Genomic DNA, 13,384 nt, shown 5'->3' with positions numbered 1-13,384 from the left:
ACGCGCTCGCGTCACGGGGGCCTCCGTGACGCGAGCGCGCGGGCGGGCTACCGCCCGAGCGCCGAGGACAGCCGCGCCGCGAGGGGCTCGCCGTCGAGGAGGTCCAGCAGCTCGCCGAGGGTCGGTCCGGTGGCGGGGCCGTGCCGGGTGACCGCGAAGGCGGCAGCGGCGTTGGCGCCTCGTACGGCGGTGCTCGGGTCGAGACCGTGGCCGAGAAGGGCCAGGAACGCTCCCGTATGGGCGTCGCCCGCGCCGTTGCTGTCGACCGCGGTCACCCGGCGGCCGGGGATGTGCAGAGCCGCTCCGCCGGGCGGGACCAGCCAGCAGCCCGCCGCGTCGGCCCGCAGAAGCACACCGGTGCGCGGGCCCAGCCGGGCGGCGAGCGCCGCCGCGGCCTCCTGGGCGTCGTCCCGGCCGGTCAGCAGCCGCCCCTCACGCTGGTTGCAACTGACCCAGTCGCAGCGCTCCAGAACGGGCGCCAGCACCTCGTCCGGGATCTGGTCGACCAGGGGACCCGGATCGAGGAAGACCCGGATGTCCTCCGGCAGCCGCGCGACGAGTGAGGCCAGGACCGGGCCGTTGACCGGGTAGGCGAGCCCGTAGCCGGAGATCTGCGCCATGTCGCCGGGGCGCAGCGCGGCGAGCACGGACGTCGCGTGGGCCTCGGTCAGCCGGGCCTCCGCTCCGAGGCTGGTGGCGAAGGTGCGCTCGCCGCCGCCGTCGACGAAGGCGACACAGAATCCGGTGTCCTCCTCGGCCACCGCGGCCAGCAGCATGTCGATGCCTTCCCGGGCGAGGTCGGCGCGCACCCGGTCGCCGAACGGCCCGGTGCCATGGGCGCCCGCGTACACGGCGGTAAGGCCCAGGCGGCGGGCGGCGGTGAGGACGTTGAATCCGCCGCCCGTGGTGAGGGTGGTGTCCGTGGAGACGATGTCGCCGCCGCGTTCGGGCAGTGCGGGCACCCGCATCACCAGATCGACGATGGCGTTGCCGAGCAGGACCAGCCGGCCGCCCGTCACCTCGCCGGGGGCGCCGAGGGCGCCGTCGTGGCCGCTCATGAATGCTCCCGCGCGGCCGGGGTGGGCAGCACCTGCTGCTGGGGACGCTGCCCGGACGCCTCCTCGCGGACGGTGCCGTCGAACCTGCGCAGCACGGCGTAGACGGCGGCGGCGAGCAGCAGGGTCACCACCCACCCCAGCCCGTTGGACCCGATCCAGCTATGGGACAGCGGGCCGGAGAACCACACGTCGGTCGCGCTGGTGCTCGCCTCGGTGAACATCAGGCCCACCACGATGGCCGCCGCCCAGGCGATCATCGCGGCCCAGGCGATCCCGCCCCGGAACCAGTAGCGGCTGGACCGGCCGACGTCCATCAGCGCCGCGCCGTCGTAGGACCGGCGGAGTATCAGGTCGACCGCGAAGACGCCCACCCAGGCGTTGATGGGGACGGCGAGGAGGGTGAGGAAGGTGATGAAGGGACCGTAGAAGTCCTTGGCGATCAGGATGAAGTAGATCCCGCCCGCGAAGGTGACGACCACGTCCAGGCCGACGGCGAGGGTGCGCCGGACCCGTATGCCCAGGGTGATCATGGTGAGTCCGGCCGAGTAGACGGACAGGTGGTTGGAGAGCAGCAGTCCGCCGAACGCGGCGATCAGATACGGGATGGACATCCACGACGGCAGCATCGTGTTGATGGCCGAGACGGGGTCGGAAGCGGAGGCGAGATTCGGCTCGCCCGCGGCCAGGAGTGAACCCAGCGAGATCAGCACGACCAGCGGGATACCGGCACCGAAGGCGGAAGCGGCCACCAGCCTGCCGCCCGGAATGCGCCGGGGCAGATAACGGGCGTAGTCGGCGCCCGTGTTGGCCCAGCCGATCCCGGTACCGGCGGCGATCATGCCGACGCCCACGACCATCGCACTCACCGATCCGACCGGGGCGTGGAAGACCTTGTCCCAGTCCACGGTGGTGGCGAGGAAGATGATCACGACGAGGTTGAGCAGGCCGAAGATATAGCTGGCCCATCTGTTGATCCACATGATGGTGGCGTGGCCCAGACCGCTGATCAGCAGCGTGCAGCCGATGAAGACGAGCAAGCACACCACGGTCAGGACGGTGTTCCGCCGGATGCCGAAGGCCGCGTCGAGCAGTGCCAGCAGGGCGAAGGCGGCCGTGGTGGTGTTGATGGTCTCCCAGCCGAGCCGGCTCATCCAGGTGACCAGTGTGGGGCCGGCGTTGCCGCGGACTCCGAACACCGCGCGGGAGAGGGTGAGGGCGGGCGCTCCGCCCCGCTTCCCCGCGATGCTGAGGGCGCCCACCAGGGCGAAGGAGCCGAAGGAGCCGAGGATGGCCACGACGGCCGCCTGCCAGATGTTCAGGCCGCGGAAGCTGACCAGGGCCGCGCCGAGCGGCAGGCCGAGGATGCTGATGTTCGCGGCGAACCAGGTCCAGAACATCTGGCTCGCGTGGCCGTGGCGCTCGGCGTCCGGAACCGGCTCGATGCCTCGGGTCTCCACGGAGCCGACGCGGTCGTTCTCTGAAGCCGCCATGGTGGTACCTGTCTTTCTGTCCGGGGGCGCTCCGGTGCGGATATGAGGGCGGGCGTGGGGGTCACGCGGCCGTGCCGGCGCGCAGCGCGAGCAGGGCCGTGGCCAGCGGTTCCAAGTCGAGACCGTTGACCGAGCGCAAAGTGGCGAGGGCTTCGTCGGGGAGGCCCGAGGCCCCGCTGACGGCACCCGCTATGGCCCCGGCTATCGCGCCGATGGTGTCGCAGTCACCGCCGAGGTTGGCCGCCAGCAGACAGGCCCGCCAGGGCTCGCCCTCGGCGAGGGCCAGCACGGCGAAGGCGGCGGGGACCGACTCCTGGCTGGCGACGCTGGTGCCGACCAGGTCGCAGACGCGGTCCAGGGCCTGCCGCTCGGGCAGACCGCGGACCAGGTCCACGGCCCAGCCGATACGGGCGGCGATATCGGCACCGGCGACCCAGTGGCCGCGCTCGGCCCCGGCCGCGGCCGCCGTGACCGCCGCCTCGAAGGCATCCTCCAGATCGCCGCCGTCGATGCCACGGCTCACCGCGGCGGCCACGGCGGCGGCGGAGGCGATGCCGATGGAGGTGTCATGGGTGACCTGGCACGCCTCCGCGACCCGGTCGAGAAAGGGCTCCAGCGGGGTGTCGGGGAAGGCGACGCCGACGGGGGTGATCCGCATCGCCGCGCCGTTGGTGGCACCGGCCTTGCCCGCCTCCTCCGGCGGTACGCCGCGGGACACGGCCTCCAGGGCCGCCTTGGTGGAGGGGCCGAGCAGGTCGAAGGAGCCCTTGGCCTTCATGGCGCGCTCCCACTCCAGCAGCTCGTGCGCGAGCCGCAGCGGTTCGATCCGCCCGCCGGACCCGGTCAGCAGCCGGCCGACGATGACGGCCTGATCGGTGTCGTCCGTGACCGAACCGGCGGGCATTCCGGCGCTCACCGGGTTGTCCTCCGGGCCGGGCTCGAAACCGGTGACGGTGCCGAACCGGGCGACAATGGACGCCCGGGACATGATCTGGGTGGGCATACCGAGGGCGTCGCCCATCGCCAGGCCGTAGAGGGCGCCGAGCGCGCGGTCGTGCTGGTGGTTCATCGGGACTTCCTGTCGGTGCGCGGAGGCGGTACGTCGGGGAGGGCGGGTGCCGGGTGCGGTCTCATCGGGGTCTCACCGGGGGCCTCATCGGGAGCGCCTCAATGGGCGCCTCAATGGGCGCCTCACCGGGGGCCTCATTGGGGCTGCTCGCCGAAGCCGAGGTGCAATTGGAAGCGGGCGGGGTCCAGCAGGCTGGTCACCTGCTCGACGATCTGGCCATCGGCTCCGCGGCTGACCCGGCGGGTGTTGAGCCAGACCTCGCCCTCCTGGCGGCGGAGCAGTGTCGCCTCGTCGGCGGCCAGTTGCCGTACGGAGGCCCACTCGTCGCCGTGGGTGGCGCGGATGCCGACCGCGGCGAGGGTCTTGGTCAGCGAGCCGTCGAGGAGCCCGCCGAGCGGGACGTCGGCGAGGGCCGGGGCCATCGGGACCCTGCTGCGCTCCAGCGCGACCGGGGTGCCCTCGGGCAGCACGCGCAACCGGTCCAGCGCCATGAACTCGACGCCCTCGATGCCCAGTTCCCCGGCCAGCCGGGCATCGCGCACCGCTTCGAGGCGGAGGACCTCGGTGGTGACGCGGGCGCCCTGGTCGGCCAGTGCCCTGGTCCAGCCCAGGCGGTTGTCCAGCAGGCCACCGTCGAAGGTGACGAACGAGCCGACGCCCGCGTGGGTGGAGATCAGCCCTTGCTTGCTGAGCTCGTCCAGCGCCTGGCGAACGGTGGCCCTGCTGACCGCGAAGCGCCGGGTGAGCGCGTGTTCGCCGGGCAGCCTGCTGCCCGGCTCCAGGGCGCCGCTGTGGATCTCACGGGCCAGAACGCGGGCGATGCGCTGATGCTTGAGGACCTGTTTAGGCATGTCCGGTAGTTAGCCATACATGTCCAGTCCTGTCTAGAGTCGCAAGACATTCATCCCGTCGACGGCCATCCGCCACGAGGCGGGCCGTGTGATCAGCTCGCTGTGATCAGCGATGGGCGGGCGGGGTGTTCATCACCCCGCGGCAGGCTCCTGGGCCTGCCGCTTACGGGCGCGGTAGGCGGCCGCCTTGAGCTTGTTGCCGCAGGGCTCCATGCCGCACCACTGCCGGCGCCCGCCGCGCGACCGGTCGATGTAGACACGGGTGCATCCGGGGTTGCCACACTCCTTGAGGAGCGGCACATCCGGACCGCTGAGGAGCTCGACGGCATGCCGTGCCACCGTGGAGAGCGCCTCCTGCGATGTCGCGTCCGTCCGCCGCCCGCTCGCGGTGAGTTGCGGCGCCGCGGGAGGCTTGCGGGCCGTGTCGTTCACCATGGCGAGTGCCTCGCCGTCGTAGGGATCCCCCGCGACGCGGGCGGTGACCAGCTCGTAGATGGCCTCCCGCAGGGCCACCGCGCGCTCGACGTCGGCATGCTGACTGGCGGAGACGGTGTCGACGATTCCGGACTCCAGATACCAGGCGTCCAGCCGGTCCGGGGAGACGAACATCTCGAACCGCACCGAGCGGCGAGCGCGCAACGTCGCGGCGAAGTCGAGAGCGGGGTTCCCACACAGAAAGACATGCTCCAGATTCACATCACCATCCTGACAGGTGATTTTAATCTCTCGCAAGGTCGCCACCGGCGGCAGGCGGCGAGCCGCACCAAGGGCGCTTCATGCCGGTCAGGCCGCGTCGTGCAGGATCGCCGCCAGCTCGCCGGGCCGGTCGAACATCGGCCAGTGCCAGCCGGGCAGCTCGCGGTACGCCGAACTCTCGGCCGCCATGTGCCGGAAGGCCGGAACGGTGGCGATCCGCGCCCGGACCTGCTCCACCGAGAAGCCGCACAGCACATGCAGCCGCGGGAGCTTCTCCCACGCCTCGGTCAGCCGGACCGGGGTGGTGGCGGTGGCCCACGGCTGCGGCACCGACAGCCGCACCAGCCGTTCGAGCGTGCCGTCCGGCAGCCCGGACACCTCGGAGGCCAGTTGCCGCCACGGCGGTGGCGGCAACTGCCGGCCGTGTCCCTCCGCGCGGACCAGCTCGGCGTTGCGCCTCTGCTCCTCCGGCGGGGCGAACTCCGCGTGGGACATCCCGTCCGGCAGCGGACCGCTGTCGATGAACACCATCCGCTTGATCCGGTCCGGCATCCGGTCCGCCACGCCCGGGACCACCACCGCACCGGCATAGCTGTGCCCGACCAGGATCACATCGCGCAGCTCCTCGTAGCGGATCAGGTTGAGCACATCGGTGATGTGCGTCTCCACATCGGTGTCGGGCCGGGCCAGATGCGCCCGCTCGCCCATCCCGGTCAGGCTGAGCGCGTGGACGTCGTGCCCACGGCCGCGCAGATCGGCCGCCACGGGGTGCCAGGCCCAGGCCCCGAGCCAGAACCCGGGAAGAAGTACGTAGGTTGCCATGGCCCACACGCTAGGAGGGATACCGGACAGGAACCGCCCGGTATCCGCGCCATACTTCCGGGCATGACCCGACCGACCGCCCGTGTGCTCGCCCTGCTGGAGATCCTTCAGGCCGGTGGCACCCGCACCGTCGCCGACCTGGCCGACCGGCTCGGCGTGGACGAGCGCACCGTACGGCGCTATATCGGCCACCTGATCGACCTGGACGTCCCGGTCCGTTCGGTGCGCGGCCGCTACGGCGGCTACCGGCTCGCCCCCGGCTACCGGATGCCCCCGCTGATGCTCACCGACGAGGAGGCGCTGGCCGTGCTGCTGGGCGTGGTCGCCGGGCGCCGGGCCGGGCTGGTGACCACGTCCGTCGCGGCGGCGGAGAGCGCCGCCGCCAAGGTGCGCCGGGTGCTGCCGGAGGCGCTCGGCCGTCGGCTGGACGCGCTGCTGGCCACCGCCGACTTCACCGCCCCCGCCCGTCCCGTGGTCATCCCGGAGACGAGTGTGCTGCTGATGCTCGCGGAGGCCGCGCGGGACCGCCGGCCGGTCGCCGTCAGCTACACCGCGTGGAAGGGGCGGCGCAGCGAACGCACCGTGCACCCGTACGGGATCGTCGCGCACTCCGGGCGCTGGTATGTGACGGGGGCGGACTCGGCCAGCGGCGAGGTACGCACGTTCCGGCTGGACCGGATCGAAACCGCGACGGTGCTGCCCGGGTCGTTCGAGGTGCCCTCGGGGTTCGACCCGGCCGCCCGGGTGCTGTCCGGGCTCGCCGGGGTGCCCTACCTGCACGAGGTGTCGCTGCGGGTGCAGGGCACGGTCGAGCAGGTCCGCCACCGGCTCCCGCCCGGGCTCGCCACGGTGCGGGAACTTCCGGCCGAACCGGCGGAGGGGGCCGCCGGTGACACGGCGGAGAAGGCGGATCGTACGCCGGAGGAGGGGGAAGGCGGCGGATGGGTGCGGGTCCGACTGCGGGCCGAGCGGCTGGAGTGGGTGCCCTCCGTGCTGGCCTGGCTGGACCTCCCGTTCGTGATCGAGTACCCGGACGCCCTGCGCGACCATGTACGCGCCCTGGCCCGCCGACTCGCCTCCTGCGCCGACGCGGAGTAGCACCGGCCCGAACCGCGGTGCGACGGTCAGCCGCGGGGCCACCGTACGGCGGTGTCGGCCACGGCGGAACGCGCCCGCCGCAGCACCTCGGTGTGCCCGAACAGACCGGGCAGACCGCCGGTGTGCACGAAGACCGTGCGCTGCCCGGGGCGCACCTGCCCGTCGTGGACGGCCGCGATGAGACCGGCCAGGGCACGGCCGGTGTAGACGGGGTCGAGGACGATGCCTTCGGTGCGGGCCGCGGTGGTGATGGCGTCCATGACCGGTTCGGTGAGCGCCGAGTAGCCGGGACCGACCTGATCCAGGCGCAGCCGCAGGGACGTGGCCACGGGCCGTCCGGCCAGCCCGTCGACCAGGTGGCCGACTGTGTGCTCGGGATCGGGGATGGCTCCGCAGTGCACGCCCAGCACCCGCTCGGCTCCGAGGGCGTGGACGAGACCGGCCATGGTGCCGCCCGATCCGACCGCCACGACCGCCGTGGCCAGGTCATGGGCCTGTTCCAGGAGTTCCGTCCCCGCCTCGGCATAGCCCCGGGCGCCCAGCACACTGGATCCGCCGAAGGGGATCACCGCGGGCCGGGCGCCCTGCTCGCGCAGGTCCGCGGCCACGGCCGCCACGGCCGCCGCGAGTTCGGCCTCGCTCACCTCCCCCGCCCATACGACGCGGGCGCCGAAGAGACCGTCGAGCACGATGTTGCCGGTCATCCCCTCGCTCGGCGCGCCGGCGAGGACGAGGACCACGTCCATGCCCAGCCGTGCCCCGGCCGCGGCCGTCAGGCGGGCGTGGTTGCTCTGCGCGGCCCCGCTGGTCACCAGCGTGGTGGCGCCCTCGGCGCGGGCGGCCCCGGCCGTCCACTCCAGCTTGCGGACCTTGTTGCCCCCGCCACCCAGCCCGATCAGGTCGTCACGCTTGACCCATAGATCCCCGGGCTCCAGCCCGATCGCACGGGCCAGCCGCGGCGCGGCCTCCAGCGGTGTGGGCCGACTCATCAGCTCGACCCGCGTGGTTTCCTGACGCCGCGTGGTTTCCTGACGCTCTTCTGGCACGATCGCCGCCTTCGCTCGCCGCACTGAGGGATGTACACGTACGCGGGAACACAATCGCCGACGCCCGGCCGGCGCGACAGATCACCTGCCGGGTTCGGCGTGAAGAGGTTGCGACAAGCTGGAACCCGGCTCCGCGCCGGCTCGCCCACGGCCCCCACTGCCGAAGCGCGGCCGGTCCAAGGTGCGATTCCCATCGCGTCACCTACTTGACCAGTGATGCACGAGGCTGCAACCATCGCTGGACCACCGAAACGACAAGGAACGATGCGATGTCGGATAAGCGGGAAGTGCCGGATGCCGCGGAGACGGCGCGCCATGCCCGGTTCGGCAAGCTGCCGGAGCGGATCCACCTGGAGGACACGGTGGAGGAGCGGGCGGCCATAGCGCCGGACCCCGCGAAGGACACGTACAACCCCGACGAATGGCTCGTTCGCTACTGCCTTTGAGACCAGTCGCTCGCAACTTCACCTCGGCTTCACCTCGGCGAGACGCGCGATCAGCCGGGCAGGTCCTCGTCGCGCGCCGCCCGGACGTGCGCGGGACGCTGCCGTTCGAGTTCGACATACCGGGCACGCATCGCGTCACTGGCGGCCGGACCCGCGGTGAAGACGAAGGTCTCGCCGTCGTCGAGGCTGCGGCCGGTGCGCGCGTCCACCACGACGGGTTCCACCTCCTCGCCGGTCCGGGCGTCGACCAGGATCATGGCGCGCTCCTCCGGAGCGAGGTGCTGATTGCCCCAGGCGGCCAGGGCGACGACCACGGGCCGTAGCGAACGACCGCGTTCAGTCAGCACATATTCATGGCGCACCGGGTTGGTCTGATAGGGGCGCCGCTCCAGGAGACCGTCCGCCACCAGGGTCTTCAGGCGTGTGGTGAGCATGCTGGTGGAGATGTTCAGGCTCTGCTGGAACTGGTCGAAGCGCGTGTAGCCGTCGAAGGCGTCGTGCAGGATCAGCAGCGTCCACCACTCCCCCACGTGCTGAACCGTGGTCGACAGCGGACACTCACGGTCCTCCAGCCTGATCCGGCTTGCCATCGCGACGCCCTCCCGAGTTACTGCTAAAGTGAAAGTTACGCGCTTCTATCTTAGCAGTCGCAAGGGATGCGCTCGCGTGCGTCCCGGAACGGACAGCCTTGCCCACCTCTCCCGATGACTCTCTCACCGGCCGTCGCGCACTCGTCACCGGTGGCACCAAAGGTGCCGGAGCGGCGATCGCGGCCCGGCTGCGGACGGCCGGTGCGACCGTGCTGGTCACCGCCCGCTCCCGGCCCGAGGACGTCCCCGACGACGACTTCGTGGGCGCCGACCTGACCACACCGGAAGGCGCAGAACACGTCGCACTGGAGACGAAACGGCGCCTCGGCGGCACGGACATCCTGGTCCATACGCTCGGTGGCTCGGCCGCGCCCGCCGGTGGCTTCGAGGCGATGTCCGAGGAGATCTGGCAGCAGGAGCTGAACCACAATCTGCTCGCCGCCGTCCGTCTGGACCGCGCCCTGATCCCGGGCATGATCGAACGTGGCCGGGGCGCGGTGGTCCATGTCTCCTCGATCCAGCGCCGGATGCCACTGTGGAACGGCACGCTGGCCTACGCCTCCGCCAAGGCGGCTCTCAGCACCTACAGCAAGGGCCTGGCGAACCAAGTGGCGCCGCTCGGTGTGCGGGTGAACACGGTCTCCCCCGGGTTCATCCAGACCAGTGCGGCGGACGCCCTCATCGACCGCATTGCCCAGCAGACCGGCGACCGGGAATCCGCTCTGGCATCGCTGATGGATTCCCTCGGCGGCATCCCCCTCGGGCGCCCCAACCGCCCTGAGGAAGTCGCCGAACTCGTCGCCTTCCTCGTCTCCGACCGGGCCTCCGCCATCGTCGGCGCCGAACACGTCATCGACGGCGGCACCGTTCCCGCGCTCTGAGCACCGTCCCGTCCGGGAACGGCCCGAGAACCATCCCTCAGAAAACCCTCAGCGAGGCGGCCATGACCGACGACACCACCACGCCCTTCGACGCCACCGATCTGCCCGACGTCGTCAAGCGGTATCTCAAGGCACACAACGAGCACGATGTGCCCGCGGCCTCGGCCACACTGACGCCGGACGCGACCGTCATCGACGACGGCCGCACCTACCAGGGGATCCCGGCCATCGAGCGGTGGCTGGACCGCGCCACCTCCGAGTACACGTACACCACCACGCTCATCGGGGCCGAGCACGACGGCCCGGACCGCTGCACCGTCACCCAGCATCTGGAGGGCGACTTCCCCGGCGGCACCGTCGACCTTCACTATCGCTTCACCTTGGACCAGGGCCTGATCAGCCACCTCACCATCGCCCCCTGACCCACAGCGCCGTGGTGGCGCACGGTGCGTCAGAAGCCGTACGGGCGTCAGTCCGTCCTGCTGCCACCGCCACCGGGAATGGCGGCCCGCTCACGAGCGGCGCGCACCACATTGCCGAGGGGGGCTCCCTGTGCCAGGCGGTTGATGTTGGCCGCGATATCCGTGGCGCGGGCCGCGAAAGTCTCCTCGGTGTGGCCCGAGTTGTGCGGTGTCATCACCACATTGGGCAGCGTGTGGAACGGCAGGCGGCTCGGCGCGTGTGGCGGGCCGGCCCACCACACGTCCAGGGCGGCACCGGCGATGGTGCCGGCCGAGAGCGCCTCGTACAGCGCCTCCTCCTGGACGACCGGGCCACGGGCGACGTTGACGAGGAGGGATCGCGGGCCCATCGCGGCGAGTTCGGCCGGACCGATCAGTCCGCGGGTCGCGGGGCTCAGCGGGACGGTGACCACGACGATGCCGGATTCCGCCAGCAGCTCCGGGAGCCGCTCCGTGCCACCCACCCAGTCGGGGCGCAGGCCATCCGGCAGGGGGGCCGATGGATCGCGGCGCACCGCCCGCACGCCGAGCCCGACCGCCTGGCACAGCCGGCCGATCTCCCGCCCCGTCTCGCCGAAGCCGATGACTCCGACACGGCGGTCCCGCAAGGTGTCCCCGAAGGGCAGCGCGGAGTCCACGGCGACGTTCCGCCATCGTCCGGCGCGCAGCTCCCGGTCGGCCGCGAGCACACTTCGGGACAGCATCAGCACGCACATCAGGACGTGTTCGGCGATCGACCTGCCGTGGTGGTGGGTGTTGGCCACGGTCACCTCCGACCCCAGCGCCTCCAGGGGGATGCCGTCGTAGCCCGCGCCGACGACATGGACGAGGCGGAGCCGCCGGGCTCGTCGCGCGTTCTCCTCGGTGAGCTGGGAGCCCACGTACACATCGACGGTGGCGATGGCGTCGGCGATCCGCGCCGCGTCCCAGTCGGAGGCGTCCAGCCATTCGTGCGGGCCCTCGATCCGCGCCCTCAGCCGCTCGGTGAACCTGCTCAGGATCCGGTGGTTGAGCATGATGCGCATACTGGCCATGACCGCCGTCCTCATATGTAGCCGCCGTCTTCATTCCTGCACAGGACTGTTGAGGCTGTCAATGCTGCGGCTGCTGCGGCCATCTCCTCATCCACCTGGGCTTGTTGTCAGATCTCTTGACGATCCGGCACCTCAGGTTTAGCTTCAGCGTCCACAAATACAGACCGGGTACGCAAGTATAGACAGCCAGGTCGACTGTCGTTCTCGGGCGGCAACCCGCCACCACCCTCGGAGATACGCCGACGATGAAGTCCTCCGTACCCTCCAGTCCGCGCCCGGAACGGGGCCGGGCCCATACAGTTCTCGCCCTTCTGACCACGGGCACGATGCTGCTCACCAGTGCGTGCGCCGTGGCGAACAGTGACGCGGCGGGTGATGCCGGCAGCGCCGACGGGCGCAACCTGCGAGTGGTCCTGACCCAGGAGCCGCCGACGCTGGAGCCCTGTGAGTCATCGCTGACCGCGACCGGTGTGGTCGTCCGCTCCAACATCACCGAACCGCTGGTGGAACGGGACCCCACCTCGGGCAAGCTGGAGCCGCTGCTGGCGACCGGCTGGCGGCAGACGAGGCCCACGACGTGGACCTTCGACATCCGCCCGGGGGTGACCTTCCAGAACGGGCAGCCGTTCACGGCGAAGGACGCCGCGTTCTCCATCGACCGCGCCGTCAACTCCGATCTCGCCTGCAATGTGGACGGCTATGTCTTCGGCGACGCGAAACTCGACGTACGCGCCGTCAGTCCCACCCGGCTGACCGTCACCACCGAGAAGACCGACCCCATCCTCCCGCTGCGGCTGAGCTTCGTCGAAATCGTGCCGCGCACCACCGACACCAAGGCCAAGGTGCGCATACCGATCGGGACCGGCCCCTACGCCGTCAAGTCATGGCAGACCGGTGTCTCGATCTCCCTCGCCCGCAACGCCGATTACTGGGGGAAGGCACCCGCCTATCCCCGGGCCAGGTATGTCTGGCGGAGCGATGCGAGCGTCCGCGCGGCGATGATCGACAAGGGCGAGGCCGATATCGCGACGGCGCTGGACCACACGAGCGCCGAGGAGGGCAACACCGTCGCCTACCCCAACAACGAGACGACCGCGCTGCGTCTGGACGGCCGTGAGGCACCGCTCAACGACATCCGGGTGCGCAAGGCGATCGGCCTGGCCGTCGACCGCAAGGGCATCATCGGCGCACTCCTCGGCGGACTGGCCAAGCCCGCCGCGCAATTGGTCCCGCCCGGAGTGGTGGGCCACAACGACGACCTCGCCCCCGCCCCGTACCAGGAGGCCGCCGCCCGCGCGCTGGTGAAGCAGGCGGCCGCCGACGGCGTCCCGGTACACCGGCGGATCACCCTCGTCGCGCGCAACGGCATGTTCGCCGGCATCGCGGAAGTGACCGAGGCCCTGCAATACGAGATGGCGCGGGTGGGGCTGAACGTGAGGATACGCATGGCGGACACCGCCACCCATCTCCAGTACCAACTGCGTCCGCTGCCCCGCGGTGTCGGGCCGGTGGCGCTGCTGATCATGCACGGCAACCAGGCCGGGGACGCGGCCTTCACCACGAGTCAGTACCTCCAGAGCGACGGCCCCCAGTCCACCTTCGGCACCAAGGACCTCGACCGGCGCATCGCCGCGGCGGACGCGCTCTCCGGCAAGGCCCGGCAGAAGGCGTTCGCCGATGTGCTCGCCCACCAGAACACGTCGGTCGTGCAGTACGCCTACCTGGCCCATATGCGCGGGCTGCTCGGACTGTCGCCGTCCGTGCGCTACCGGCCGGACTCGGCCACCGGGGACGAGATGCGGCTCTCCGAGGTCAGTCCCGCAGCGGCGGGGAGGCGCTGAT

14 protein-coding genes are annotated in these 13,384 nt (G+C 71.3%); 5 read left to right on the top strand and 9 right to left on the bottom strand.

Translation table 11 applies throughout. The annotated features are described in order from the left end of the window. Positions 1-47: 47 nt before the first annotated feature. The 6 genes from ACK1X7_RS44765 to ACK1X7_RS44740 form a co-directional block, all read right to left on the bottom strand. On the bottom strand, positions 48-1,058 hold the full coding sequence (locus ACK1X7_RS44765) for a PfkB family carbohydrate kinase (RefSeq protein WP_390794991.1): 1,011 nt from the start codon (positions 1,056-1,058) through the stop codon (positions 48-50). Next, on the bottom strand, positions 1,055-2,548 hold the full coding sequence (locus tag ACK1X7_RS44760; RefSeq protein ID WP_413116645.1) for a purine-cytosine permease family protein: 1,494 nt from the start codon (positions 2,546-2,548) through the stop codon (positions 1,055-1,057). Before ACK1X7_RS44760 ends, ACK1X7_RS44765 begins: the two co-directional genes overlap by 4 nt. A gap of 61 nt (positions 2,549-2,609) precedes the next feature. Next, entirely contained in the window at positions 2,610-3,617 is a 1,008-nt protein-coding gene (locus ACK1X7_RS44755; protein WP_385149435.1) for an ADP-ribosylglycohydrolase family protein, read from the bottom strand. A 134-nt stretch (positions 3,618-3,751) separates the two neighbouring features. Further along, positions 3,752-4,468 carry a GntR family transcriptional regulator gene (locus ACK1X7_RS44750; protein WP_216340366.1) on the bottom strand — a complete coding sequence of 239 codons (717 nt, stop codon included), beginning with the start codon at positions 4,466-4,468 and terminating at the stop codon, positions 3,752-3,754. A gap of 132 nt (positions 4,469-4,600) precedes the next feature. Then, positions 4,601-5,164 carry a CGNR zinc finger domain-containing protein gene (locus ACK1X7_RS44745; RefSeq protein WP_390794993.1) on the bottom strand — a complete coding sequence of 188 codons (564 nt, stop codon included), beginning with the start codon at positions 5,162-5,164 and terminating at the stop codon, positions 4,601-4,603. Positions 5,165-5,251: 87 nt separating this feature from the next. Beyond that, complete coding sequence (locus ACK1X7_RS44740) at positions 5,252-5,986, bottom strand: alpha/beta fold hydrolase (protein WP_390794994.1); 735 nt, start codon at positions 5,984-5,986, stop codon at positions 5,252-5,254. 63 nt (positions 5,987-6,049) lie between these two features. Here ACK1X7_RS44740 and ACK1X7_RS44735 point away from each other — a divergent pair, with 63 nt between their 5' ends. Continuing rightward, the gene (locus ACK1X7_RS44735) at positions 6,050-7,084 is read left to right on the top strand and encodes a helix-turn-helix transcriptional regulator (protein WP_385149444.1); all 1,035 of its coding nucleotides are present in this window, start codon (positions 6,050-6,052) and stop codon (positions 7,082-7,084) included. Between the two features lie 26 nt (positions 7,085-7,110). On the opposite strand, the gene ACK1X7_RS44730 is transcribed toward ACK1X7_RS44735, so the two are convergent. Then, positions 7,111-8,130, bottom strand: coding sequence for a D-cysteine desulfhydrase family protein (locus tag ACK1X7_RS44730; protein ID WP_413116644.1), 1,020 nt, complete (start codon positions 8,128-8,130; stop codon positions 7,111-7,113). A gap of 269 nt (positions 8,131-8,399) precedes the next feature. On the opposite strand from ACK1X7_RS44730, the gene ACK1X7_RS44725 reads away from it, so the two are divergent. Next, positions 8,400-8,576: a hypothetical protein gene (locus ACK1X7_RS44725; RefSeq protein ID WP_361508107.1), complete on the top strand. Its 177-nt coding sequence runs from the start codon at positions 8,400-8,402 to the stop codon at positions 8,574-8,576. Between the two features lie 50 nt (positions 8,577-8,626). Here ACK1X7_RS44725 and ACK1X7_RS44720 read toward each other — a convergent pair whose 3' ends face one another. After that, the gene (locus tag ACK1X7_RS44720; protein WP_390794996.1) at positions 8,627-9,166 is read right to left on the bottom strand and encodes a winged helix-turn-helix transcriptional regulator; all 540 of its coding nucleotides are present in this window, start codon (positions 9,164-9,166) and stop codon (positions 8,627-8,629) included. Positions 9,167-9,264: 98 nt separating this feature from the next. Between ACK1X7_RS44720 and ACK1X7_RS44715 the strand changes: the two genes are divergently transcribed. Both ACK1X7_RS44715 and ACK1X7_RS44710 read left to right on the top strand, forming a co-directional pair. Next, positions 9,265-10,047, top strand: coding sequence for an SDR family oxidoreductase (locus tag ACK1X7_RS44715; protein WP_385149453.1), 783 nt, complete (start codon positions 9,265-9,267; stop codon positions 10,045-10,047). 62 nt (positions 10,048-10,109) lie between these two features. Then, positions 10,110-10,469, top strand: coding sequence for a nuclear transport factor 2 family protein (locus ACK1X7_RS44710; protein ID WP_385149456.1), 360 nt, complete (start codon positions 10,110-10,112; stop codon positions 10,467-10,469). A gap of 47 nt (positions 10,470-10,516) precedes the next feature. On the opposite strand, the gene ACK1X7_RS44705 is transcribed toward ACK1X7_RS44710, so the two are convergent. Continuing rightward, the gene (locus ACK1X7_RS44705; RefSeq protein ID WP_385149459.1) at positions 10,517-11,542 is read right to left on the bottom strand and encodes a 2-hydroxyacid dehydrogenase; all 1,026 of its coding nucleotides are present in this window, start codon (positions 11,540-11,542) and stop codon (positions 10,517-10,519) included. A gap of 326 nt (positions 11,543-11,868) precedes the next feature. On the opposite strand from ACK1X7_RS44705, the gene ACK1X7_RS44700 reads away from it, so the two are divergent. Continuing rightward, positions 11,869-13,383 carry an ABC transporter substrate-binding protein gene (locus tag ACK1X7_RS44700; protein ID WP_390794997.1) on the top strand — a complete coding sequence of 505 codons (1,515 nt, stop codon included), beginning with the start codon at positions 11,869-11,871 and terminating at the stop codon, positions 13,381-13,383. The last annotated feature ends 1 nt before the right edge of the window (position 13,384 follow it).

The sequence above is a fragment of the Streptomyces sp. CY-1 genome (assembly GCF_047218265.1).
Taxonomy (GTDB): domain Bacteria; phylum Actinomycetota; class Actinomycetes; order Streptomycetales; family Streptomycetaceae; genus Streptomyces; species Streptomyces niphimycinicus.
This window is presented reverse-complemented; position numbering and strand designations above follow the sequence as displayed.

Bases quoted from the DNA above. Each gene is read 5' to 3' on its own strand.
- ACK1X7_RS44765 (WP_390794991.1), bottom strand. From the start codon at position 1,058: ATGAGCGGCCACGACGGCGCCCTCGGCGCCCCCGGCGAGGTGACGGGC.
- ACK1X7_RS44760 (WP_413116645.1), bottom strand. From the start codon at position 2,548: ATGGCGGCTTCAGAGAACGACCGCGTCGGCTCCGTGGAGACCCGAGGC.
- ACK1X7_RS44755 (WP_385149435.1), bottom strand. From the start codon at position 3,617: ATGAACCACCAGCACGACCGCGCGCTCGGCGCCCTCTACGGCCTGGCG.
- ACK1X7_RS44750 (WP_216340366.1), bottom strand. From the start codon at position 4,468: ATGCCTAAACAGGTCCTCAAGCATCAGCGCATCGCCCGCGTTCTGGCC.
- ACK1X7_RS44740 (WP_390794994.1), bottom strand. From the start codon at position 5,986: ATGGCAACCTACGTACTTCTTCCCGGGTTCTGGCTCGGGGCCTGGGCC.
- ACK1X7_RS44735 (WP_385149444.1), top strand. From the start codon at position 6,050: ATGACCCGACCGACCGCCCGTGTGCTCGCCCTGCTGGAGATCCTTCAG.
- ACK1X7_RS44725 (WP_361508107.1), top strand. From the start codon at position 8,400: ATGTCGGATAAGCGGGAAGTGCCGGATGCCGCGGAGACGGCGCGCCAT.
- ACK1X7_RS44720 (WP_390794996.1), bottom strand. From the start codon at position 9,166: ATGGCAAGCCGGATCAGGCTGGAGGACCGTGAGTGTCCGCTGTCGACC.
- ACK1X7_RS44710 (WP_385149456.1), top strand. From the start codon at position 10,110: ATGACCGACGACACCACCACGCCCTTCGACGCCACCGATCTGCCCGAC.
- ACK1X7_RS44705 (WP_385149459.1), bottom strand. From the start codon at position 11,542: ATGGCCAGTATGCGCATCATGCTCAACCACCGGATCCTGAGCAGGTTC.
- ACK1X7_RS44700 (WP_390794997.1), top strand. From the start codon at position 11,869: ATGCTGCTCACCAGTGCGTGCGCCGTGGCGAACAGTGACGCGGCGGGT.